The sequence below is a fragment of the Streptomyces sp. NPDC006296 genome (assembly GCF_040613235.1).
Classification (GTDB): domain Bacteria; phylum Actinomycetota; class Actinomycetes; order Streptomycetales; family Streptomycetaceae; genus Streptomyces.
In genome coordinates this window covers 112,082-137,241 of the sequence record NZ_JBEXRT010000015.1, presented here as the reverse complement: position 1 = coordinate 137,241, position 25,160 = coordinate 112,082, and the positions used below count along the sequence as shown (strand labels likewise).

Annotated in this window: 5 protein-coding genes; 1 reads left to right on the top strand and 4 read right to left on the bottom strand. The window is 76.0% G+C overall.

Annotated elements, in window-relative coordinates:
- Nucleotides 1-8: 8 nt before the first annotated feature.
- A complete protein-coding gene (locus ABZ172_RS13405) occupies nt 9-737 on the top strand; it encodes an ABC transporter ATP-binding protein (RefSeq protein ID WP_356883413.1) in 729 nt (242 codons plus the stop codon).
- A gap of 98 nt (nt 738-835) precedes the next feature.
- Here ABZ172_RS13405 and ABZ172_RS13400 read toward each other — a convergent pair whose 3' ends face one another.
- The 4 genes from ABZ172_RS13400 to ABZ172_RS13385 form a co-directional block, all read right to left on the bottom strand.
- On the bottom strand, nt 836-2,053 hold the full coding sequence (locus tag ABZ172_RS13400) for an FAD-dependent monooxygenase (RefSeq protein ID WP_356883411.1): 1,218 nt from the start codon (nt 2,051-2,053) through the stop codon (nt 836-838).
- 244 nt (nt 2,054-2,297) lie between these two features.
- The gene (locus ABZ172_RS13395) at nt 2,298-2,759 is read right to left on the bottom strand and encodes a GNAT family N-acetyltransferase (protein WP_356883409.1); all 462 of its coding nucleotides are present in this window, start codon (nt 2,757-2,759) and stop codon (nt 2,298-2,300) included.
- A 57-nt stretch (nt 2,760-2,816) separates the two neighbouring features.
- The gene (locus ABZ172_RS13390; protein WP_356883407.1) at nt 2,817-10,397 is read right to left on the bottom strand and encodes an amino acid adenylation domain-containing protein; all 7,581 of its coding nucleotides are present in this window, start codon (nt 10,395-10,397) and stop codon (nt 2,817-2,819) included.
- Nucleotides 10,394-24,829 carry an amino acid adenylation domain-containing protein gene (locus ABZ172_RS13385; protein WP_356883405.1) on the bottom strand — a complete coding sequence of 4,812 codons (14,436 nt, stop codon included), beginning with the start codon at nt 24,827-24,829 and terminating at the stop codon, nt 10,394-10,396. The genes ABZ172_RS13390 and ABZ172_RS13385 overlap by 4 nt, the downstream gene beginning before the upstream one ends.
- Nucleotides 24,830-25,160 lie beyond the last annotated feature (331 nt).

Below are 25,160 nucleotides of genomic sequence, written 5' to 3'. Positions count from 1 at the left end.
GTCCCCCGATGCTCGAACTCACCGGCCTGACCGCGGGTTACCACGGCGGCACCGTCCTGCACGGCCTCGACCTGTCCGTACCGGCGGGCACGGTGCACGCGGTCGTCGGCCACAACGGCGCGGGCAAGACCACCCTCGTCCACACCGTCGCCGGGCTGATGCGGCCGAGTGCCGGTTCCGTGCTGCTGGACGGCCTCGACGTGACGGGTCTGCCCGCGCACCGGATCGCGCGCGCCGGGATCGGCCTCGTGCCGCAGGGCCGCCGGGTGTTCGGGGGGCTCACGGTCGCCGAGCACCTGCGGCTGTCCTCCCGTCCGCCGCGCCGCGACGCCGCCGCGCGTCCCGTCGTGTGGACCCCGGCGCGTGTCCTGGAGCTGCTGCCCCGGCTGGGCGAACGCCTCGGCAACCGGGGCACGGACCTGTCCGGCGGTGAGCAGCAGATGCTGGCCCTGGCCCGCGCGCTGCTCGGCTCGCCGCGTGTCCTGCTGCTCGACGAGCCGACGGAGGGCCTCGCACCGGGGCTGGTCCGGCAGGTCCACTCGCTGGTGACCCGGCTGGCGGACGAGGGCCTCGCCGTGCTGCTGGTGTCGCCCAGCCCGGCCCAGGCCGCCGAGTGCGCCCACACCCTGACGGTCCTCACGTCGGGGCGGACGGCGCTGCGCACGGGCGGCGAGGAGGCCCGGGCCGACGGCTCCGCCCTGCAGGCCGCTCTCGAACTCGCCCCGCTCACGGCCTGAGCGGCGTGTGCCGCGGACGGCGGGGGCGGTGGCGGGCCACCGCCCCCGCGGCGCGTCCGGCGCCTCCCCGGTGGGGCGCGGCGGCCACGGGACGGTCCTCAGCCGGCCTTGATGCTGTGCCCGCCGAAACCGCTGCGCCGGTCGGATCCGCTGTTCTGGTCCTGCCACCACGCGTCGAACTCGGGCTGCCCCATGGCCTGCCAGTCGGGGGTGTTCTCGACCTGTGTGCTGCCCATCCTGCGGGCGAGTGCGACCATCGCCGCCCCGACCGGGCCGCGGCCGGCGTCGTAGGCCGTGAGGACCTCCTTCCAGCTGCCGCCGGCCGTCCAGGCGGCTTCCAGGGCCGCCGCGTCCTGGAGGGCCTTCACACTGCCGCCGCCGATGTGCGGCCGGGCCACGCTGGCGGCGTCGCCGAGGAGCAGCATCCGCCCGGAGGCGTAGTGCGGGACCTCCAGGTCGTAGATGGGCTGGATGAAGGTGGTCTCGGCGGGGGTGCGGAGCACCCGGGACGCCCAGTACGGCGGGAAGGTGTCGGCGACCAGGGCCCGCAGGTGCTCCGTGAGCCGGGAGTTGAGCCGGCCCGGGGGCAGGGAGGTCGGGATCCGCAGGTCGGGGTGGAGGCCGTCGGTGCGCGGAGGGGCCGTGTAGAGCACCCAGTTGAGCAGGTGGCCGCCGGTGCCGTCCGGTATCCGGTAGAGCATGCAGTGGCCGCCGGGGAAGACGATGTTGTGCGCGTCCTGGCCGTCCGAGGGGAGGCCCTCGACGTCCGAGGACGTGCCGCGCCAGCCTATGTATCCGGCGTACGTCGCGTCGGTGCCGGGGAACATGGCCTCCCGGACGACGGAACGGTATCCGTCCGCGCCGATCACGACGTCGAAGTGCTCCTCGTACCCGTCCGCGAGGCGCAGCGTGACCCCGTCCGCGTCGGGCTCCACCTGGCTGACGGCGGCGCCGGAACGGTAGGAGACCTCCTCGGGGACCCGGCGGCGCAGCTCGCTCCAGAGCGAGCCCCAGCTGTAGGCGCGGAAGGGGAAGGGCTGCCGGCCTATGGGGCGGCCGTGGTCCGCGTCGCCGTCGCGGACGCTCCACACGCGGCGGGTCAGGGGGGCCCAGGGCATCTCGGGGGCCACGTATCCGGCGTCCCTGAGCTCGTCGTAGCGGTCGCTGTGGAGGGCTATCCCCACCCCCCGGTCGCGGAGCCGGGCGTCGGCCCGCTCGAAGACGGTGATCCGCTCGGCCCCGCCGCGCGACGCGGCCAGGGCCGCGGCGCACCCCGCTATGCTGCCGCCGACCACGGCGATACTGCCTCCACGCATGACTGGCACTCCACTCACTCGGTGTTGCGGTCGCCGTCCCGGTGGTTCCCGCGGCGACGGCGCGCACGGCCGGACATCGCCCTCGGGGGGCGGTCGTCGACCCGGCCCCCCGGGGACGGGGCCGCGGCAGGATCCTATCGAGCGGGTCCGCCGGACGGACGGGCGCGTCGGGGCGGTGCGCGCGCGGCCGGACGGCGCCGGTGCCGGGGGCGCGGTCAGACGGCGACCCGTCGCTGATGGGCGGTCAGGCGTCGCCGTCCAGCACCAGCATGAGGTGTTCGTGCCCGCCGTGCAGCACCGTCCCGGTGTTCCGGAAGCCGTGCCTCTCCAGCAGCCGCACCGAGCCGGTGTTCTTCGCGAACGGGTCGGCGTACAGGGGCCGTGCGGTCTCCTTCTCCAGGAAGAGTCCCAGGGCCCGGGTGCCGATGCCCCGGCCCCAGTACTCCCGGCCGAGCCAGTACCCGATGAAGCGCCGGTCCCCGTCCCACCAGGCCACCAGGTTGCCCGCCGTCACTCCGTCGACGGTGACGGTCTGCACGAGGACGGACGGGTCACCGAGGACCGTCGTCGCCCAGTGGGTCAGGAAGGCCTCGCGCTCGCGGGGCGGGAAGTTCGACCGGCGGGCGGCCTCCGGGTCGTGTTCCTGCGCGAGGAACACCTCCAGATCGGCCTGGACGACGTCTCTGAGACACACCTGTTCGCTCATGCCGACAAAGTCTGCCACCCGCCACCGACAGTCCCGGGCGGCAGACTCCGGGAGCGGCTATCCGGCGGCCCGCACCTCCTGCGGCGACGGGAGGAAACCCGTGCCGTGGAAGTACGTCAGATAGCGGGTCAGCACCTCGTCGGTCAGCGGCGGCAGCGGGACGCCGAGGGCGGCGACGGCCGCGGCCGAACGGCTGGAGTCGAAGCCGCGGTGGCCGGTGACCGCGTGGCCGGCCCCTCCCGCCTCACCGAGGAAAAGCTGCGCCGCGTTGTCGTGCCGGGCGGCGACGCGGGCCTGCCACTGCGCCGCGGGGACGGTGTGCAGCTGGTGCCCGAGCCGGGCGGCGGTCGCGAAGACGCGGTCCAGGCCCGGCGCTTCGGGATGGGTGAAGTGATAGGTGTCCGCGTCCGCCCGGCCGGACGTGCAGAGCGCCACCACGGCCGCGCTGACGTAGTCCACGGGGACCCAGTCGGTCGACCCGTGCGGCAGGTCCGGGACCGCGCCCGCCTGGAGGCATCCCTTGATGAGCTGCCACAGGAGGTCGCGGTCCTGGCAGGCGCCGGTGGTGGTGTCGCCGCTGATGCGGCCGGGGCGGTGGACGGTGACCGGCAGGCCGCGTTCGCGGGCCTGGGCGACGAGCCGCTCGGCGGCCCACTTGCTCTGCGCGTACCCGTCGGGCAGGGCGGAGACCGGGCCCGGCGGGGTCGACTCGGTGATGGTGACGCGGTCGGGCCCGGAGGCCGGGGCGTGGACGCTCGTGGTCGAGACGTGGTGCATCCCGGGTGAGGCGGAGTCGGCGAGCAGCCGCAGCAGCTCCTCGGTCCCGGCCACGTTGGGGGCGCGCAGTTCGCCGTACCCGGCCGCGAAGTTGACGTGCGCGCCGTTGTGGACGACGGGGCCGAGGCGGCGGACCAGGGCCGCCCGGGCCTCGGGTGACAGGCCGAGGCCCGGGGCGGCGAGGTCACCGGGGACGGCGTGCACCAGGCCGGCGTACCGGGGGCGCCAGAGGCCGTAGTGCTCCAGGTTGGCCCGCAGGCGGTGCGCGCCGCGCTGCTCGTCACCGGCGCGTACGAGGCAGTCGACGGGCCCGCCGGTGGTCTCGATGAGGTCGCGCAGGAGGAAGGCGCCGAGGAATCCGGAGGCACCGGTCAGCAGGGGCCGGGGCGTGGGGCGGGCGGTCCTCCGGGCGGGGGCCGGCACCGGGGCGGTGTCCGGCCGGCCGGTGACGTCCGCCCGGCCGGTGATGTCCGCCGCGAGCCGCACCTCGGCCGGGAGGGAGTGCGGTCCGGCCGGGGCGCCGGCCTCGTCTCCCGCCCCGCCGTCCAGGAGCCGGGCCAGGCCGCCGACCGTGGGCGCCGCGAACACGGTGCGCAGGGAGGGGCGCCGGCCGCACCGCTCCTCGATCCGCTGGGCGAGGGTGACGGCGAGCAGCGAGTGGCCGCCGAGGGCGAAGAAGTCGTCGGTGACGCCCACTTCGGGCACCCCGAGCGTCTCCGCGAACACCTCGCACAGCATCCGCTCGCGGGCCGTGCGCGGAGCCCCGCCCTCCGCCGGTGCGGTCCGGCCGGGTGCGGGCAGGGCCCGCCGGTCGGTCTTGCCGTTGGGGGTGAGGGGCAGCGCGTCGAGCCGGACGAGGGCGGCGGGGACCATGTGGTCGGGCAGGGTGGCGGCGAGGTGGGCGCGCAGCTCTCCCTCGTCCGGGCCGTCGGCGCCGGCGGCGGACACCGTGTAGGCGACCAGGCGCCGGTCGCCGGGCCGGTCCTCGCGGACGACGGCGCAGGCCGCGGCGACTCCGGGCAGGGCGGTGAGCGCGGCCTCGATCTCACCGGGTTCGATGCGGAAGCCGCGGAGTTTGACCTGCTCGTCGACGCGCGAGACGTAGACGAGCTGTCCGTCGGACGTCCAGCGCGCCAGGTCTCCGGTGCGGTACATGCGGTCGCCGCCGGAGGGCGCGAAGGGGTCGGCCACGAAGCGGGACGCGGTCAGGGCGGGCCGGCCGTGGTAGCCGCGGGCCACTCCCCCGCCGGCGACGTAGAGCTCGCCGGTGACGCCCGGGGGCACGCGCCGCAGCCGGTCGTCCAGGACGTGGACGCGGGTGCCGTCGACGGGGACGCCGATGGGCACGGTGCGGTCGGGGGCGAGCGGGCCGTCCGCGTGCTGGAAGGCGCTCATCGTGGCGCAGACGGTGGTCTCGGTCGGGCCGTAGGCGTTGACCAGGCGGCGGTCCGCCGCCCAGGCGCGGACCAGGGCCGGGGTGCACGCCTCACCGGCGAGGACCAGCGTGGTGCCGGCGGGCAGCGAGCCCGGCGGCATCACGGCGAGCGCGGCCGGCGGCAGGGTGAGGTGGGTGACGCCCCGCTCGCGGACCAGGGCGGCGAGGGCGGGGCCGGGCAGCAGGGCCTCCCGGGCGTCGATCTCCAGGCAGGCTCCGGAGAGCAGCCCCATGCACAGCTCCCAGAAGGCGGCGTCGAAGCTGACGGACGCCATGTGCAGCACCCGGTCGGCCGGGGTGACGCCCAGCCGTTCGCGCTGGGCCCTGGCCATGGCCCCGGCGCCGCGGTGGGTGACCACCACGCCCTTGGGGCGGCCGGTGGAGCCCGAGGTGTAGATGACGTACGCGGGGTGCGCGGGCAGGAGTGCGGGACGGTGCGCCGGGGCGGCGGCGGGGCCGCGCGCGTCCGCGGTGTACAGGCAGGGCACCGGGCTCGCCGGGAGGCGGCCGTGGACCGCGGGGGTGGTCAGGAGCAGTCGCGGGCGGGAGTCGTCGAGCATGTGGGACAGGCGCCGGGCCGGGTAGTCCGGGTCGAGGGGCACGTACGCCGCACCGGCCTTGAGGATCCCGAGCAGGGCCACGACGAGCTCGGCGGTGCGGGGCAGGGCGACCGCCACCCGGTCCTCGGGGCCGATGCCGCGCGCCCGGAGGTGGCGGGCGAGGGTCTCCGCGCGGGCGTCGAGCTCGCGGTAGGTGAGGGTGGTCTCCGCGTCGCGGACGGCCGGGGCGTCCGGGGTGCGCCGGACCCACGGTGCGAAGAGCGCGGGGACGGTCGTCCCGGGCCCGTCGTCGGCGGGCCCGCTCCCCCAGGCGGCGAGACGGCCGTGTTCGGCGGCGGTGCACACCTCGTAGCTGCTCAGCGGCCGGCCGGGGTCGGCCGTCACGGCGGTGAGCAGGAGGACGAGCCGTCCGGCGAGGTCGCGGACGGTGGACGCGTCGAAGAGTTCCGTGGCGTAGTCGACGGCGGCCCGCATACCGGCGGGCACGCCGTCGTCGTCGTAGGTCTCGGTGAAGGTGAACGACAGGTCGAACTTGCTGACGCCGGCGTCGGCCGGGAGACCGCGGGCGGTGAGGCCGGGCAGGTCGACCGGGGCGGCGGGGGCGTGGTTCTGGAGGATGAGCATGGTCTGGAAGAGCGGGTGGTGGTTCTGCGAGCGCGCGGGGTTGAGCAGCTCCACCAGGCGCTCGAAGGGCACGTCCTGGTGCGCGTAGGCGGAGAGGTCGAACTCCTTCACCCGGTCGAGGAGTTCGAGGAACGTGGGGTCGCCGGTCAGGTCGGTGCGGAGCACGAGCGTGTTGACGAAGAAGCCGACGAGATCCGCGGCGGCCTCGTCGGTGCGTCCGGCGACGGCCGTGCCCAGGGGGATGTCCTCGCCCGCGCCGTGCCGGGAGAGGACGGCCGACAGCGCGGCCTGGAGCACCATGAAGACGCTGCACCCGGCGGACCGGGCCAGGGCGGCGGTCCGGCGGGCGGTGGCGGGGTCGAGGGTGAAGTCGTGGGTGGCGCCGGTGTGCCGGGGCACGGCGGGGCGCGGCCGGTCCCGGGGCAGCTCGATCATGTCCGGGAGCCCGTCCAGCGCCTGCTTCCAGTGCGCGAGTTGGGCCGAGACGAGGCTGTCGGGGTCGTGGTCGTCGCCGAGCAGGCGACGCTGCCAGAGGGTGTGGTCGGCGTAGTCGACGGGCAGGTCCGTCCAGTCCGGCGCCGCGGCGCGGACCCGGGCCCGGTAGGCGGCACCGAGGTCGCGGGCGAAGGGGGCCAGGGACGAACCGTCGGCCGCGATGTGGTGGATCACGAGGACCAGCACATGGGCGGTGTCGTGCAGGCGCAGCAGGGTGGCCCGGAGCGGCAGCCGGTGCTCGATGTCGATCGGGGCGGTCGCGGCGGCCCTGATGCGGGCGGGCAGGCGGTCCTCGTCGACGGTCTCGGTCGCGAGGGTGAGGCGGACCTCGTCCGGGGCGGTGATCCGCTGGTGCGGGCTGCCGTCGTGCTCGGGGAAGAGGGTGCGCAGGGCCGCGTGCCGGCCGACGACGTCGTGGAGGGCCCGGCGCAGGGCCTCCCGGTCGAGCGGTCCGTCCAGCCGCAGGGCGAAGGGGATGTGGTAGGTGGCGGAGGGGCCTTCGAGCCGGTGCAGGAACCAGAGGCGCTGCTGGGCGTGGGACAGCGGGATCAGGGCGGGGCGCTCCTGGGGGACGAGCGCGGGGCGGGCGGGCCGGTCCGCGTCCCGCAGCGCGCGGGCGAGGGTGGCGACGGTGGGGTTCTCGAAGAGGGTGCGGATCTCGGTCTCGGTGTCCAGGGCGGTGCGGACACGGCCCACGAGGCGGGTGGCCAGCAGGGAGTGGCCGCCCAGGGCGAAGAAGCTGTCGTCGACGCCGACCCGGGCGACGCCCAGGACGTCGGCGAACAGCCCGGCGAGGATCTCCTCGTGGGCGCTGCGCGGCGGGCGGTGCGCGGCGCCGGGCGCGGTGGCGGGCGCGGGCAGCGCCGCCCGGTCGAGCTTGCCGTTCACGGTCAGCGGCAGCGCGTCGAGGGACTGGACGGCGGCGGGCACCATGTAGGCGGGCAGCCTGCTGCCGACCAGCGCGGCGAGGTGCCCGGGGTCAGGGGTGCGCCCGGGGGCGGGGACGACGTACGCGGTCAGGGTGCGGTCGCCGGGCAGGTCCTCGCGGACCAGGACGCACGCGGCGCGCACCGAGTCGTCGCTGCGGAGCACGGCCTCGATCTCGGCCGGCTCGATGCGGTGGCCGCGGAGCTTGATCTGCCGGTCGGCGCGGGCGACGTAGTGCAGGGTGCCGTCGGGGTCCCGGCGCACGAGGTCGCCGGTGCGGTACATCCGCTCCCCGGTGCCGGTGAACGGGTCGGCGACGAAGCGGGTGGCGGTCGGGCCGGGGTGTCCCAGGTAGCCGCGGGCCACCCCGGCTCCCGCGAGGTACAGCTCGCCCTCGGCGCCGGTGGGCACGGGGCGCAGCGCCGCGTCCAGGACGTGGGCGCGCATGCCGTCCAGCGGCCGTCCGATCGCGGGCGCGCCGTCCGGAGCGCCGGGGCGCACCCGGTGGAGCGTGGCGAAGGTGGTGCTCTCGGTGGGCCCGTAGGCGTTGAGGAAGACGGTGCCGGGGTGTGCGTCGGCCAGGCTCTGGAGGACGCCGGGCGCCGCGGCCTCGCCGCCGGAGGCGGCCAGCCGGAGCAGGCCGAGCGCGCCGGGGTCGGTGTCGGCGATCACGTTGAAGAGGGCGGTCGTGAGGAACGCCGCCGTCACACCGTCGTGCGCGGCGCGTTCGCGCAGCGCGGCGGGCTGGAGGGCCCCGTCGGGTGCGACGACGATCCGTCCGCCGTTGAGGAGAGGGGCCCAGATCTCGAAGGTGGAGGCGTCGAAGACGTACGCCGAGTGCATCAGCACAGCGTCGGCGGCGCCGCCCTCCCAGGCGGAGTCGGCCGCCAGCGCGGCCACGTCGGCATGGCTGACACCCACCCCCTTGGGCAGACCCGTGGAACCGGAGGTGAACATCACGTAGGCGAGCCGGGGGCCGCCCGTGACGGCGGGGAGGGTGCCCGGGGCGGCCGGCCCGCCGTGCACGACGGCGCCCGCGGTGTCGACGGTCAGCAGGGGCACCTCGGGGCCGAGCCCGGCGGCCCACGGGTGCGCGCGGGTGGACTCGTCGACGATCAGGGCGCGCAGTCCCGCCACCTCGGCGACGCGGGCGAGCCGCTCGGCGGGCCAGCCCGGATCGAGCGGCACGTAGGCGGCGCCCGCGCGCAGGACGGCCAGGGACGCGGTGACCGTGGCGGCCGAGCGGCCCAGGAGGATGCCGACCCCGTCCTCGGCGCCGGTCCCGAGCCCGGTCAGGGCGCGGGCCGTGTCGTCCGCGAGGGCGCGGAGCGCGCCGTAGGTCAGCCGGGCACCCGCGCCGGTCACGGCCACCGCGTCCGGGTGCAGCGCGGCGTGCCGGGCGACGGCGTCCGGGAGGCTGGTGTCCGCGGTGGCGGCGGGGAGTCCGGCTCCGCAGCCCAGCGCGAGCAGGGCCTCGCTCTCCCCGTCCAGGAGCAGCGGAAGGGTGTCGGCGCGGCGGTCGAGTCCCTGGGCCATGGCGGTCAGCAGGCGCCGCATGCGGGCGACGACACGGGCCACCTCGTCCCGGTCGAGGGCGGCCGGCCGGTGACCGAAGGTGATCTTCAGGGTGTCACCGGGGGCGACGGTGAGGGTGAGCGGATAGTGCGCGGCGTCGCTGCCGCTGAAGCCGGTCACGGCGAGACCGGGCAGCGCCTGCTGCGCGGTGCGCAGGGCCTCGGCGTCCATCGGGTAGTTCTCGAACACGGCCAGGGTGTCGAAGAGTTCGGGCAGGTCCGTGACCCCGGCTATCTCGGTCAGACCGACGTACTGGCTGTCCAGGAGCCGGGCCTGTTCGTCCTGGAGCCGGGTCAGCAGCGCCGCCAGGCTCTCACCGGGGGCCGGGCGGAGCCGGACCGGGACGGTGTTGATGAAGAGGCCGACCATCGACTCGATGCCGGGGATCTCCGGCGGACGGCCGGAGACGGTGGTGCCGAACACGACGTCGGGGCGTCCGGTGAGGTGTCCGAGCAGCAGGCCCCAGGCGCCCTGGACCAGGGTGTTGAGGGTGAGCCGGTGGGCGCGGGCCGTCTCGCGCAGCCGGTGGGTCGTGGCCGCGTCCAGGTCGAGGACGAGCGTGCCGGGCAGGTCGCCGGAGGCCGGCAGGTCCGCCCCGGCACGTCCGGCGAGCAGGGTCGGTGCCTCGATCCCGGCCAGCACGGTGCGCCAGCGGTCCAGGGCCGCGGCCCGGTCCTGCCCGGCCAGCCAGGCGAGGTAGTTCCGGTAGGGGGTCACGCGCGGCAGGGCCCGGTCGTCGCCGTGGTGGGCGTACAGCGCGAAGAGTTCGCGCACCAGCAGGGGCATCGACCAGCCGTCGAGCAGGATGTGGTGGCTCGTCATGACCAGCCGGTGGCGTTCCGGCGCCGTGCGGACCAGGGTGAAGCGCATCAGCGGCGGTACGGCGAGGTCGAACCGGCGGGTGCGGTCGGCCGCCAGGAACGCGGTGAGCCGGTCGTCCGCGCTCCCCCGGGCGTCCGCACCCGTGAGGTCCAGCTCCTCCAGCGGCACCGGCACCTCGGCGGCCACGGCCTGCACGGGCTCGTCGAGGTCCTCGTGCAGGAACCCGACCCGCAGGTTGGCGTGCCGCCGCAGCAGCCCGCCGACGGCGGCGCGCAGGGCCGGCACCTCGACGGGGCCTTCGAGCGCGAAGACGAACTGTGCGGTGTAGACGTCCACGTCGCGGGAGTCGTACAGCGCGTGGAACAGCATGCCCGCCTGTAGCGGCGTCAGCGGCAGTACGTCTTCCAGTCGGAACCCGGTCACTTGCGTCCACCCCACCTGTTCTGCAGTCGGTCGATCTGGGCCTGGTCGAGCGAGACCAGGGGAAGGTCGGACGGCGTCCAGCCGCCCGCGTCGGGTCGTTCGGCGTGTTCGGCCGTGGCGCGCAGCGCCCGGGTGAACGCCTCGGCCAGGGCCTCCACGTCCTCCTCCTTGAGCAGGTCGCTGGGCCAGGTCCAGCGGATCACCAGCCGCGGGCCGTCCGGCAGGTCCTCGGTGTGCGCGTTGATGTCGAGGACGTGGTGGACGGGCATGTCGGGGTCCTGGGCGCGCGGGCCGCCGCCGTCGAGCACCACGTCCCAGTCGGCGCCCCCGCCCGCGGACTCCGTGGAGGCGTGGCGGCCCAGGTAGTTGAACCCGATCTGGGGGTCGGGCTCGGGGGCCAGCCGGGCGCGGGTGGCCGGGTTGAGCCGGCGCAGCATCCCGTAGCCGACACCGTGGTCCGGAACGGCGCGCAGCTGCTCCTTGACGCGCTTCAGGGCGTGTTCGACCCGTGCGGCGTCGAAGCGCGCGGGGTCGCGGGCGTCCACCGGGCCGGGGTCGAGCCTGACCGGGTAGAGGCTGGTGAACCAGCCGACCGTACGGGAGAGGTCGAGGTGGTCGGCGATCTGCTCGCGGCCGTGTCCCTCCAGGTCGAGCAGGACGGCGGTGTGGCCGGGCCGCGTCCCGCCGAGGAGGGCCGCGCGTTCCGCGCGCCAGGAGCAGACGGCGAGGGCCAGGCCGGTGAGCAGGACGTCCTCCACCCCGGCCCGGTAGGCGGCGGGGACGGTGGTGAGCAGCGGTTCCGTCCAGGTGGCGGGCAGCTGGGTGGTGAGGGTGCGGGTGCGGTCGGCGGTGTCCCGGCCGGGGTCGAGCGGCCGGTAGCCGAGCCGGGCGTCCGGGGTGCACAGCGCGCCCTGCCACAGGGGCAGTTCGGCCTCGCGGGCGGGCTCGCCGGCCTGCGCCGCGAGGAGCTGCGCCCACTGCCGGTAGGACGTGGTGGGCGCGGGCAGCGCGGTCCGTCCCGTGGCACCGGGGTCCTCGGTGACGGCCCGCCAGGCGGTGGCCACGTCGTCGGCGAGGATGCGCCAGGAGACCGCGTCGACGGCCAGGTGGTGCACGACCAGCAGCAGCCTCCCCCGGGCGCGGGGACCGGCGTCGCACCAGACGGCCTCGATCACCTCCCCGTGCCCGGGACGCAGCCGCCTGCGGGCCTGTTCGCCCGCCTCGGTGACGGCGGCCCGCACGGCGGTGTCGTCGAGTCCGGCGACGTCGACGCGGGTGAAGCGGTCCCGGGCGGACACCGAGCCGGAGGGCAGCGCTTCGAGGACGGGACTGCCGTCGGCCGAACGGGCGACCCGGAGCCGGAGCATGTCGTGGTGGTCGATGAGGAGTTGGAGGGTGGCGACGAGGGAGTCCTGGTCGGCGCCCGCGGGGGTGCGGAGCACTCCGGACTGGTTGTAGCCGTCCGTGGTGCCCGGCCGGTCGAGGAACCAGGCGGCGATGGGCGTCGGGGGCATCTGCCCGGTGCCCTGCCCGGCCGCGACCGCGGTGTCCCGGCCGAGCTCGGTGGCGGCGGCCGCGACGGCCTCGGGGGTGCGGTGGACGAACACGTCGCGCGGGGTGACGCCGAGGCCGGCCGCGCGGACCCGGCTGACCAGCTGGATGGACAGGATGCTGTCGCCGCCGAGCGCGAAGAAGTCGTCGTCGGTGCGGACCGCGGGGATGCGGAGCACGGAGGCGAACACCTCGCACAGGACGCGTTCGCGCGCGGTGCGCGGCTCACCGCCCGGCCGGTCCCCGGTGGGCCGTTCGGGGGCGGGCAGGGCGCGCCGGTCGACCTTGCCGCTGGGCAGCAGCGGCAGCGCGTCGAGGGGGACGTGGACGGCGGGCACCATGTACGGCGGCAGGACCGCCGTGAGCCGGGCGCGCAGCTCGCCGTCGCCGAGGGGCGGGGTCCCGTCGCGCGGGTCGGCGACGGTGTAGGCGACCAGCCGCCGCTCGCCGGGCCGGTCCTCCCGGACGAGGGCGCAGGCGGCGGCGACTCCGGGCAGGGCGGTGAGGGCGGCCTCGACCTCGCCCGGCTCGATGCGGAAGCCGTGCAGTTTGACCTGACCGTCGGCGCGCGCGACATAGCTGAGCAGTCCGTCGGCGTCCCGCCGGACGAGGTCGCCCGTCCGGTACATCCGGCTGCCGGCCGGGCCGTGCGGATCGGCGACGAACCGTGCGGCGGTCAGGCCGGGACGTTCCAGGTAGCCGCGTGCCAGGCCCTCGCCGGAGACGTACAGCTCGCCGGTGACGCCCGGCGGGACGGGCCGCAGCCCGGCGTCCAGGACGTGCGCGCGGGTGTTGTCGACGGGGCGGCCGAGCGGCACGGTCCCCTCCGCCGGGGTGTCCGCCTCCCCGGCGCGGTGGCGGTGGGCGGTGGCGTCGATGGTGGTCTCGGTGGGCCCGTAGAGATTGTGGACCTCGGTCTGCCAGGCCCGCCCGACACGCTCGGCGAGCGCCCGGGGCAGGGGTTCGCCGCCGCACAGCACGGCCCGCAGGGTCGCGGGCGCCTCGTCGGCCCCCGTCCCGGTGAGGACGGCCGCGAGGTGGGAGGGCACGAACTGGACGAGGGTGGTCCCCGCGTCGCGCATGCGGGCCAGCAGCCCCGCCGGGTCGTGGTTGAGGGCGGGCGGGACGAGGCAGGTGGAGCCGCCGTGCAGCAGCGGCAGCCAGGTCTCCCAGACGGAGGCGTCGAAGCTCGGTGACGTACGGGCGAGGACGCGGTCCTCGTCGGTGAGGCCGAGGTGGTCGGCCATCCAGGCCATGTGGTTGGTCAGCGCGCCGTGCGTGACGACGACGCCCTTGGGGCGGCCGGTGGAGCCCGAGGTGTAGATGACGTACGCGGCGTCCCGCGGGTCCGGCACCACGGCCGGCGGCGGGCTCCCGGTGGACCAGGCGGCCCGGTCGTCGACCGCGAGGCGGGGCACGGCCGTGCCGTGCGGCACGGGGCGTGCGGTGCCGTGGGTGAGGAGCAGCGCCGGGCGGGCGTCGTCGAGCATGTGGGCGATCCGCGCCGCGGGGTACTCCAGGTCCACCGGCAGGTAGGCGGCGCCGGCCTTGACGACGGCCAGCATCGCGACGACGTGGTCGGTGGTGCCCTCCAGGGCGAGGGCGACGAGGTCGCCGCGGCCGACGCCCCGGCTCCACAGGTGGTGGGCCAGGTCGTCGGAGAGGGCGTCGAGCTCACCGAAGGTGAGGCGGTGCGTGCCGTCCAGGACGGCGACCGCCGCCGGGGTCCGGGCGCACCGGGCGCGGAAGGCCTCGGGTGCCGTACCGGCCGCGGCCGCCCGGACCCGGCCGGCCGCGACGCGCTCCAGCTCCCGCCGCTCGGCCGGGTCCAGGACGTCCGTGGAGTGGACGCGCCGGCCGGGGTCGGCGGCGAGCGAGCCGAGCAGCCCGGTGAGCCGGCGGGCCAGGGTGTGCGCGGTGGCGTGGTCGAAGAGCTCGGTGGAGAACTCCAGCACGCCGTCGAGTCCGGCGGGCCGGCCCGTGCCGTCCTGCCTCTCGGTGAAGGTGAAGGTCAGGTCGAACTTGCTGATGCCGGTGCGGACGGGCTGCTCCGTGACCGTCAGCCCCGGCAGGTCGACCACCGCGTCCGCGTGGTTCTGGAGGACGAGCATGGTCTGGAACAGCGGGTGGTGGTTCTGGGCCCGGACCGGGTCGAGGGCGTCCACCAGCCGCTCGAACGGCACGTCCTGATGGGCGTACGCCGCCAGGTCGAACTCCCGCACCCGGTCCAGGACGTCGGTGAAGGACGGGTCCCCGCTCAGATCGGTGCGCAGCACCAGGGTGTTGACGAAGAAGCCCACCAGGTCGTCGAGCGCCTCGTCGGTGCGGCCCGCGACGGGCGTCCCGAGGGGGATGTCCTCACCGGCCCCGTGCCGTGACAGGAGGACCGACAGCGCGCCCTGGAGCACCATGAAGAGGCTGCACCCGCGGGCCCGGGCGAGGCCCGCCAGGGCCCCGTGGGTGGCGGCGTCGACGGGGAAGGCGAAGGCGTCGCCGCGGTGCGCCGTCACGGCGGGCCGGGGACGGTCGCAGGGCAGGTCGAGCAGGTCGGGGGCGCCCGCGAGCGCGGTGCGCCAGAAGTCCAGCTGGCGGGCCCCCTGCCCGTCCGGGTCGTCCTCGTCGCCGAGCAGCGCCCGCTGCCAGAGGGTGTAGTCGGCGTACTGGACGGCGAGTTCCGTCCAGGGGGGCTCCACCCCCTCGGTGCGTGCCCGGTACGCCGTGCCCAGGTCGCGGGCGAGCGGGGCGAGGGACCAGCCGTCGCCCGCGATGTGGTGCAGCACCAGGACCAGCACGTGGTCGCCGGGCGCGGTGCGCAGCAGCCGGGCCCGTACGGGGATGTCCGTGCCCACGTCGAAGGCGTGCGCCACCTCGGCGTCCAGGACCTCGTCGAGCAGGCCGGGCGGGACGGGACGGGGCGTCAGGTCGAGGTCGGCGCCGTCGGCGTCGAGGACGAGCTGGCGCGGCACTCCGTCGGTCTCCGGGAAGACGGTACGCAGGCTCTCGTGACGTGCGACGACGTCCGCGAGGGCGCTCTCCAGGGCGTCCGCATCGAGCGGGCCGTGCAGGCGGAGCACGAGCGGCACGTTGTAGGTGGCGCTCGGCCCCTCCAGCCGGTTGAGGAACCACAGGCGCTGCTGTGCGGCGGACAGCGGCATCGGGTCGGGGCGGTCCGTGGCCCGCCGCAGGGGGCTCCGGGCGGCTGCCGCCCCGTCGAGGGCGACGGCGAGCGCCGCCGGTGTGGGGTGTTCGAAGAGGGACTTGACCTGGACCTCGACCCCCAGCGCGGGGCGGATGCGGGCGACGAGCCGGGTGGCGAGCAGCGAGTGGCCGCCGAGGGCGAAGAAGTCGTCGTCGGCGCCCGCGGTGCCGAGGCCGAGCACGTCGGCGAAGAGGCCGCACAGGATCTCCTCGCGGAGGGTGCGGGCGGGGCGCCCGCCGGCCGGCGCGTGGTGCTCCGGTGCGGGCAGCGCCCGCCGGTCCACCTTGCCGTTGACGGTCAGCGGCAGCGCGTCCAGCAGGACGAAGGCGGAGGGCACCGTGTAGGCGGGCAGGGACCGGCCGACCGCACGGGCCAGGGCGCCCGGATCGGGCCGCGCCCCCTCGGCCGGCACCACGTACGCGACGAGCCGCCGGTCGCCCGGGGTGTCCTCCCGGACGACGGCGAAGGAGTCGGCGACGCCCTCGCAGCAGGCCAGCACGCCCTCGATCTCGCCGAGTTCGATGCGGTACCCGCGCAGCTTCACCTGCCCGTCGGCACGGCTGACGTAGGCGATCTGTCCGTCGCCGGTCCACCGCACGAGGTCGCCGGTGCGGTACATGCGTCCGCCCGCCGCGTCGAACGGGTCGGCCACGAAGCGGGCGGCGGTCAGCGCGGGGAGCCCGGTGTAGCCCCGGGTCACACCGCGTCCGGCGAGGTAGAGCTCCCCCACGACGCCCGGCGGGACCGGTCCGAGTGCGTCGTCGAGGACGTGGAGGCGCATGCCGTCCAGGGCGCGGCCGACGGGCGGCGGGCCGGAGGGCAGGCCGGCCGGCACGGGGAAGCGGGTGGCGAAGGTGGTGGTCTCGGTGGGCCCGTAGACGTGGAGGACCCGCACGCCCGGCACCGTGCCGGCGATCCGCTGCATGGCGTCCGGCGAGGCCAGTTCGCCTCCGGCGCAGACGAGCCGGAGGCCGGCGAAGGCGCCCGGGTCGGTCTCGGCGATCACGTTGAACAGCGCGGTCGTCAGGAAGACGGCGGACACCCCGTGCGCACGGACGGCGTCGCCGAGGACGCGGGCCTCCAGGACCCCGTCCGGTGCGACGACGATCCGTCCGCCGTTGAGCAGGGGGGCCCAGATCTCGAAGGTGGAGGCGTCGAAGACGTACGCCGAGTGCATCAGCACCGCGTCGGCGGCACCGCCCTCCCAGGCGGAGTCGGCCGCCAGCGCGGCCACGTCCGCATGGGTGACACCCACCCCCTTGGGCAGACCCGTGGAACCGGAGGTGAACATCACGTAGGCGAGCGCGCCGGGGCCCGGCACCGGGGCCGGGTGTCCGGGCCGTGCGGGCGCGCCCCGCAGGATCCGGCCGAGCCGGTCCACGACGAGGACCGGCGTCCGGCGGGCCGTCGCGGTCACCCAGGGCGAGGCCGCCGCCTCCTCGTCGACGACGAGGACCCGGACGGACGCCACCGCGGCGGCCCGGTCGAGCCGTTCCCCGGGCCAGCGCGCGTCGAGCGGGACGTAGGCGCCGGCCGCGCGGACCGTGCCCAGCGACACCGACACGACGGCCGGTGAGCGGCTGAGCAGCACGCCGACGCCGGACTCGGGCCCGACACCGAGACCGGCCAGGGCGCGGGCCAGGCCGTCGCTGATCGCGTCGAGTCCGGCGTAGCTGAGCTCGCCATCGTCGCCGGTGACGGCCACCGCGTCCGGTGTGCGGTGCGCCCGGGCGGCGAACAGGGCGGGCAGGGTGGCTGCCCCGGTGTCCGCGGGCAGCCGGCCGCCGGTGCCCCAGTGCGTGACCCGGGCGTGCTCGTCCGCCGCCATGAGGTCGTATCCCGTCAGGGGCAGACCGGGGTCGTCCGCCACCTGTTCCAGGAGGCGGACCAGGCGGGTGGCGAGGGTCTCGGCCGTGGTCCGGTCGAAGAGCGCGGTGGCGTACTCGATCCCGGCGGTGAGGCGGGTCCCGGACCCGTCGTCCCGGGGGTCCTCGCCCCGCTCCTGGGTGAAGGCGAAGGTGAGGTCGAACTTGCTGAGGCCGTTGTGGACGAGCCGGTCCTCGACGCGCAGGCCGGGCAGGTCGGGGCGGTGCGTCTCCTGGTTCTGGAGGACCAGCATGGTCTGGAACAGCGGGTGGTGGTCGCGTGCCCGGACGGGGTTGAGGCTCTCGACGAGCCGCTCGAAGGGCACGTCCTGGTGCGCATAGGCGGCGAGGTCGAACTCCCGCACCCGCGAGAGGAGTTCGCGGAAAGTCGGCCGGCCGCTCAGATCGTTGCGCAGCACGAGCGTGTTGACGAAGAAGCCGACCAGGTCCTCCAGCGCCTCGTCCGTGCGGCCGGCGACGGGTGAGCCGAGCGGGATGTCGTCGCCCGCGCCGTGCCGGTGCAGCAGGGCGGCCACGGCCGCCTGGAGCACCATGAACAGGCTGCTGCCCGACGTACGGGCCAGACGCAGCAGCCGGGTGTGCAGCGGGGCCGGCACCTCGAAGGTGTGGACGGCTCCGCGCGGGTCGACGGTCACCGGGCGCGGCCGGTCCAGCGGCAGGTCGATCAGGCCGGGCAGCCCGGCGAGCGCGGTGTGCCAGTGGTCGAGCTGCTGCCGCAGCGGGCTCTGCGGGGCGGTGCCGTCGCCCAGGGTCTCGTGCTGCCAGAGGGTGTAGTCGGCGTACTGGAGCGGCACGGCAGCGCTCTCGGGCTCGCGGCCCCCGACGCGGGCCCGGTAGGCGTCGCCGAGGTGGCGGGCGAGCGGGGCGAGGGACCAGCCGTCGCCCGCGATGTGGTGCAGCACCAGCACCAGGACGTGGTGGCCGGGCGCGGGGCGCAGCAGGAGGGCGCGCAGCGGCAGGTCCGTGACGACGTCGAACGGCTCGCGCACGGCGGCCAGTACCGCCGCCTCCAGGTCGCCGGGGGCGGTGGCCACCACCGGCAGCCGGGGCGCCGCCTCCGCGGCCGGCAGGACCAGCTGGTGCGGCACCCCGTCCTGTTCGGGGAACAGGGTCCGCAACGCCTCGTGGCGTCGTACGACGTCGCCCAGCGCGGCCCCCAGCGCGTCGGCGTCGAGGGCCCCGTCGAGTTCGAGCACGAGCGGGATGTTGTAGGCGGAGCTCGGCCCCTCCAGCCGGTTGAGGAACCACAGGCGCTGCTGTGCGGAGGACAGCGGCATCGGATCGGGCCGCCGCGCGGCCCGCACCACCGGCGGCCGGGACGGGCCGGGGGCGTGCAGGACCCGGGCGAGACCGGCGGCGGTGGGGTGCTCGAAGAGGGTGCGTACGGCGATCTCGGCGCCCAGGACGGCGCGGACCCGGCTGACCACCCGCATGGCGAGCAGCGAGTGGCCGCCGAGCTCGAAGAAGCTGTCGTGCGGTCCCACCAGGGGTCTGTCCAGGACGTCCGAGAAGATGCCGGCGAGCAGGTCCGCCTGGAAGGAGCGCGGACCGGCCGGGCCCGCCGGGTCACCGGCGCCCGGCCCGGGTGCGGGCAGGGCGCGCCGGTCCACCTTGCCGTTGGGCAGGAGGGGGAGTTCGTCCAGGAGGACGACGACGCCGGGCACCATGTGGTGCGGCAGGGTCTCGGCGAGGGCGTCCCGCAGGGCCTCGGGGCGCCGGCCGGGGTCCGCGGTGACGGCGTAGGCGACGAACCGCCGGTCGCCGGGGGTGTCCTCGCGGATCACCGCGCGGGCGGCGGTGACGCCGGGCAGGGCGGTGAGCGCGGCCTCGACCTCACCCGGCTCGATGCGGAAGCCGCGGAGTTTGACCTGGTCGTCGGCGCGGGCCAGGTAGTCGAGCAGACCTGCGGCGTTCCACCGCACGAGGTCGCCCGTCCGGTACATCCGGGCACCGGCGGCGCCGAACGGGTCGGCGACGAACCGGGCGGCGGTCAGGCCCGGCCGGTCGAGGTAGCCGCGGGCGAGGTTGGGTCCCGAGAGGTAGAGCTCACCCGTCACACCGGGCGGCACGGGACGCAGCCGGGCGTCGAGCACGTAGGCGCGCATGGTGTCGACGGGGAGGCCGATCGGCACGGTCTCGGACGGCGGGCGGGGAGCCGCCCCTCCGCCGGTCGGCGGGCCGGTCACCCGGTGGGCGGTCGCGTCGATGGTCGCCTCGGTCGGGCCGTACAGGTTGTGCACCTCGGCCCGCCACCGTGCGGCGATGTCGTCGGCGAGGGAGCGCGGCAGCGGCTCCCCGCCGCACAGCACGGCGCGCAGCCCGGGAAGCGGCGCGGCGTGCGCGGCCTCGGAGAGCACCAGGGCCAGGTGCGAGGGCACGAACTGGGCGACGGTGACGCCGAACCGGGCCATCCAGGAGACGAGGGCGCCGGGTTCGCGGTTGGCCCCGTGCGGCAGGACGCACACCTCGGCGCCGTGCGTCAGGGGGAGCCAGATCTCCCACACCGAGGCGTCGAAGCTGGTGGAGGTCCGGGCGAGCACCCGGTCGTCCGGGGTGAGGGCCAGATGGCGCCCCATCCACGCCATGTGGTTGGCCAGGGCGGAGTGCGGCACGACGACGCCCTTGGGGCGGCCGGTGGAGCCCGAGGTGTGGATGACGTAGGCGGGATCGGCGGGGCCGGCGGGAGGCAGTGCGGGTCCCGCCGGGAGGGCGGCGGGGTCGTCGAGGAGGAGCCGGGGCACCGCGGAGTCGGGCAGGGACGCCCGGACGGCCGCGGTGGTGAGCAGCAGGACCGGCCGGGCGTCGTCGAGCACCTGCCGGATGCGGGCGGGCGGGTACTCCGGGTCGACCGGGAGGTAGGCGGCGCCGGCCCGCAGGACGGCCAGCAGGGCGACGACGGTGTCCACGGACGGCGGCGCGGCGAGGGCCACCCGGTCCTCGCGGCCCGCACCGTGCGCGCGCAGGACGTGGGCGAGGGCGTCGGCGCGGGCGTCGAGCTCGGCGTAGCTGAGGCTGGTGTGCGCGTCGCGCACGGCGACGGCCCCGGGCGTGCGGGCGGCCCACTCCCGGACCGCCTCGGGGACGGTCCGGGCGGGCAGCGGGTGTTCCGCGCCGCGCCCCCGGCGCAGCACGAGGTCCCGCTCGTCCGGCGCGAGGGGGTCGAGGTCGCCGACGGTGCGGTCGGGGTCGGCGACCGCCAGGGTGAGGACGCGGGTGAAGCGGGCGGACAGCGCGCGGGCGGTGGCCGCGTCGAAGAGGTCGGTGGCGTACTCCAGATAGCCGCCGATGCCGCCCGGCGTGCCCGGGGCCGGAGCGCTGTGCTCGGTGAGGGAGAACGTCAGGTCGAACTTGCTCACCCCGGTGTGCCGCGACCGGTCGGTGACGGTGATCCCGGGAAGGTCGAGTCCGGCCCGCTCCTGGCTCTGGAGGACCAGCATGGTCTGGAAGAGCGGGTGGTGGTCACCGGACCGTTCGGGGTTGAGCGCCTCCACCACCCGCTCGAACGGGACATCGGCGTGGCCGAAGGCGGCGATGTCGAACTCCGCGACCCTCCGCAGGAGTTCGCGGAAGGTGGGGTCCCCGGACAGGTCGGCGCGCAGGACGACGGTGTTGACGAAGAACCCGACCAGGTCGTCGAGTGCCTCGTCGGTGCGCCCGGCCACCGCGGCACCCAGCGGGATGTCGGTGCCGGCGCCGTGCGCGTGCAGGGTCACGGCCAGCGCCGCCTGGAGCACCATGAAGGGGGTGCAGCCGGCGCTGCGGGCGAGCCCGGTGAGCGCGGCGTGCGCGGGGGCGGGCAGCTCGAAGGGGACCGCGTCGCCCCGGTGGCCCGCGACGGCCGTCCGGGGGCGGTCGAGCGGCAGGTCGAGCAGGTCGGGGGCGCCGCGCAGCGCCTCCTGCCAGAAGGCGAGCTGGCGTGCGGCCGGGGCCTCCGGATCGTCGTCGGCGCCGAGCAGCCGGCGCTGCCACAGGGTGTAGTCGGCGTACTGCACCCGCAGTTCGGGCCAGTCCGGGGTGCCAGTGCCCTCGGTCCTGGCGCGGTAGGCGGCGCCGAGGTCCCGGCTGAGCGGGGCGAGCGACCAGCCGTCGGCGACCACGTGGTGGAGGACGAGCAGCAGGATGTGGTGGTCGGGGCCCGGGCGCAGCAGATGGGCGCGCACGCCGATGTCGCCGCTGAGGTCGAAGGGTACGGCGACCAGCCGGCGCACCGTCTCCGCGGCCCAGATCTCGGCGCTCTCGTCGGCGGGGCGGGGCTCGACGACGAGGGGGACGAGCGCGGCGGCGACCGACGCGCCGAGGATCTCCTGCCGGGCGGTGCCGTCGTGTTCGGCGAAGACCGTGCGCAGGCTCTCGTGCCGTGCGACCACGTCGGCCAGGGCGCCGCGCAGCGCGTCCGTGTCCAGCGGGCCTTCGAGTTCGAGCACGAGCGGGACGGTGTACGTGTCGCTGGGCCCCTCGGCCCGGTTGAGGAACCATAGGCGCTGCTGGGCGAAGGACAGCGGGACCGTCCCGGGCCGCGGTTGCGGTGTGAGGGCGGGCCTGGCCGTCGCGCCGGTGTCGAGGGCGGCGGCCAGGGACGCGACGGTGGGGTGGCCGAAGAGGGTGCGCATGCCGAGTTCGGCGCCCAGGGTGCTGCGGACCCGGCCGGTCAGGCGGGTGGCGAGCAGGGAGTGGCCGCCGAGCGAGAAGAAGTTGTCGTCGATGCCGACGGACGGCACGCCGAGCACGTCGGCGAACAGACCGGTCAGGACCTCCTCGTAGGCGGTGCGCGGGACCCGTCCCGTGACGGCGGCGGCGTGCGGTGCGGGCAGCGCGCGGCGGTCGACCTTGCCGTTGGCGTTCAGCGGCAGCGCGTCGAGGAGCACGAACGCCGAGGGGACCATGTACGCGGGCAGGATGCGTCCCACCCGGCGGGCCAGGGCCGCTTCGTCCGGCCGGGTGCCGGGTGCCTGTGCGAGATAGGCGGTGAGCCGCCGGTCGCCGGGGGTGTCCTCGCGGACCAGGACGCAGGCGGCACGGACGTCCGGGTCGGCGAGGAGGACGTTCTCGATCTCGCCGGGTTCGATGCGGAAGCCGCGGAGTTTGACCTGGCCGTCGGCCCGTCCGACGTACTCGACGTCGCCGTGCGCGGTCCACCGCACGAGGTCACCCGTGCGGTACATGCGGGCGCCCGCGGGGTCGTACGGGTCGGCGACGAACCGGGTGGCGGTCAGCGCCGGGCGGTCCAGGTAGCCGCGGGCGACACCGCGTCCGCCCACGTACAGCTCTCCCACCACGCCGGGCGGCACCGCCGCGAGGGAGCCGTCGAGCACGTAGAGGCGGGTCCCGTCGAGGGCCCGGCCGACGGGCGGCACGCCGGGGGCGCCCGCGGCGACCCGGTGGCGGGTGGCGAAGGTCGTCGTCTCCGTGGGCCCGTAGACGTGCAGGACGCGGGTGCCGGGCGCGGCGGCCGCCACCTGCTGCATGAGGTCGGGGGTGGCGGCCTCGCCGCCCGCGGCGACGAGGCGCAGTCCGGCGAACGCCGCCGGGTCGGCCTCGGCCACCACGTTGAACAGGGCCGTCGTCAGGAACAGGGCGGTCACCCCGTGCCGCTCCACCACGTCCTCCAGGGCCGGCGCGTCCAGTCCGCCCGCGGGCGCGACGACGACCCGGCCGCCGTTCAGAAGCGGCGTCCAGATCTCGAACGTGGAGGCGTCGAAGACGTACGCCGAGTGGAGCAGCACGGCGTCGCACGCGCCGTCCGACCAGGCGGAGTCGGCGGTCAGGGCGAGCACGTCGGCGTGGGTCACCCCGACGCCCTTGGGCAGGCCGGTGGAACCGGAGGTGAACATGACGTAGGCGAGCCGGTCGCCGCGGGACACCGCGGGCAGCGGCCCGGGCGGCGGCGGGGCGTGTCCCACGACGGCGCCGAGGGCGTCGACGACGATCACCGGCAGGGTGGCGGCGGCTCTCTCGACCCAGGGCCGGGCTGCGGACGCCTCGTCGACGACCAGCGCCCGCACCCGGGCGACCCCGGCGACGCGGTCGAGCCGGTCCGCGGGCCAGTCCGGATCCATCGGGACGTACGCGGCCCCCGCGCCGACCACGCCGACCGTGGTGGACACCACGGCGGCCGAGCGGCCCACCAGGACACCGACGGCGTCCTCCTCGCCGACGCCCGAGTGGCCGAGGAGGGCGGCCAGTTCGTCCGCCGTCCGTGCCAGCTCCCGGTAGGTCAGGGTGGCGGCGCCGTCCACCACGGCGGGGGCGTCCGGGGTCAGCCGCGCCCGGGCCCCGAAGGCCTCCGGCAGACTCGCGGCAGCGGCCGGCAGGGGCGCGCCGCGCCCCTGGGCGAGCAGCGCCTCGGTGGCGGCGGCGTCGAGGAAGGGCAGGTCGCGCAGGGGCGTGCCGGCGTCCGCGTCGGCCAAGGTCGAGAGGAAGGAGACGACGGCCTGCTGGAGCAGCCGCACGTCCTGCGGGTCGTACAGCTCCGGGTCGGCGTCGAATCCGATCAACGGCCCCTTGCCCTCGGCCCGTTCGGACACGAAGAGGGACACGTCCCCGGCCGGGCCGACGGACAGCACGCGGGAGGGGGCGGGGCTGCCGGCGAAGTCGAGGTCGTAGTCGTAGCCCATGATGTTGACGACGACGTCGGTCAGATGTGAGGCGCCGTCGGTCATGTTCAGTTCGCGGGCGAGCTGTTCACGGGAGAAACGGCGGTGCCGCAGGGCGCCGCGCATCTCGTCGGCGGCGGCCCGCACCAGGGCGCCGACCGTCATGTCGGCGGTGACGGTCAGCCGCAGCGGCAGGATGTTGGAGGTCATGCCGACGACGTGCCGCAGGCCTCCGTGGCGGCCGTTCGAGGCGAGCCCCACGGTCACGTCCTGCGTCCCGCCGACCCGTCCGACGTAAGCGGCGACGGCCCCCACCAGGGCGGCGGTCCAGCTGGTGCGGTGGCCGGCCGCGAGCCTGCGCAGGGCGTCGAACACGGCCACGGGCAGGGTCTCGCCGGTGTGCATCCGGACGTCGGGCCCGGCGGGCGCGGCAGCGGCGGGAGCGTCGGTGCGGCGGCGGACGAGCGCGGTCCCGCCGCGTGCGGGGCCGTCGGCACCTGCTCCCGCACCCGGGGCGCCCGTGCGGTCCGCGGGTACGGGGCCCGCCAGATCCGCGAACCTGCCGGTCCAGTAGGCACGGTCGGCCTCGTGGCGGTCCGAGCCGAGGTAGGCGGTCTCGTCGGCCACGAGGTCGCGCAGGGGTGCGGCGGCGGGCGGTCCGGCCGCCGCGAGGTCCTCCCCGCGCACCGCGCGCCCGTACAGCTCGGCCACGGCCCGCCCGAAGACGGCACCGCCGAGGCCGTCGACGGCTATGTGGTGGAAGCGGACGTACCAGTAGTGCAGACGGGCACCGAGGCGCAGCAGGGCCAGATGGTGGCGCGGGGCGGTGAGCCGGTCGACGGTCGACATGTCGTCGGCCATGTAGCGCTCGGCCGCGGCTACGGGGTCGTCGGTGCCGGACAGGTCGACCAGGCGCAGCCGCCCGGGGTCGGTCGCGGGCCGGCGGACCACCCGCTGGCGCACCGTCTCGTCCTGGGTGACGAACTCCAGGTTGAGGCTGTCGCACAGGGCCACGACCCGGGCGAGTGCCGCGGTGAACAATTCCTCGTCGAGATCACCGCTGATCTCGAAGCATTCACCGATGTTGTATTTCGGACTCTCCGGATCGACGAGCTGGCCGTACCAGACACCCTGCTGCGCCGCGGTCAGTTCGAGGAGTTCTTCGGTGACCACGCCGGTCGAAATCGAACGGTTTTCGTGCATGCCGGTCCACACCTTTGGGGAGAGATTTCGGGGACGGTGAAGAAGGGCCGGGGAGAACCGGCCGCACCAGTGCACCGATCGTCGACGCCGGAGCCGGCGCAGGCGGAGAGGGGGCGTCGCCGCACCCGTGTCCCGGAGCGCGGCGGGAATCCCGCACAGGGGCGCGAAGGCCCCGGGGGATCACGTCGTCTTCATCCACCGAAGGCGCCCGTGAAGGGGCCTTCGGTGTTCCTTGAACGCCACAGGACGGCGACATGAGAACGCACGGGAGCGGCGCGACACTTATTCGATCAAGTCTGATCGATTTTGCCCGAGCGGGAGTGAAATCGAT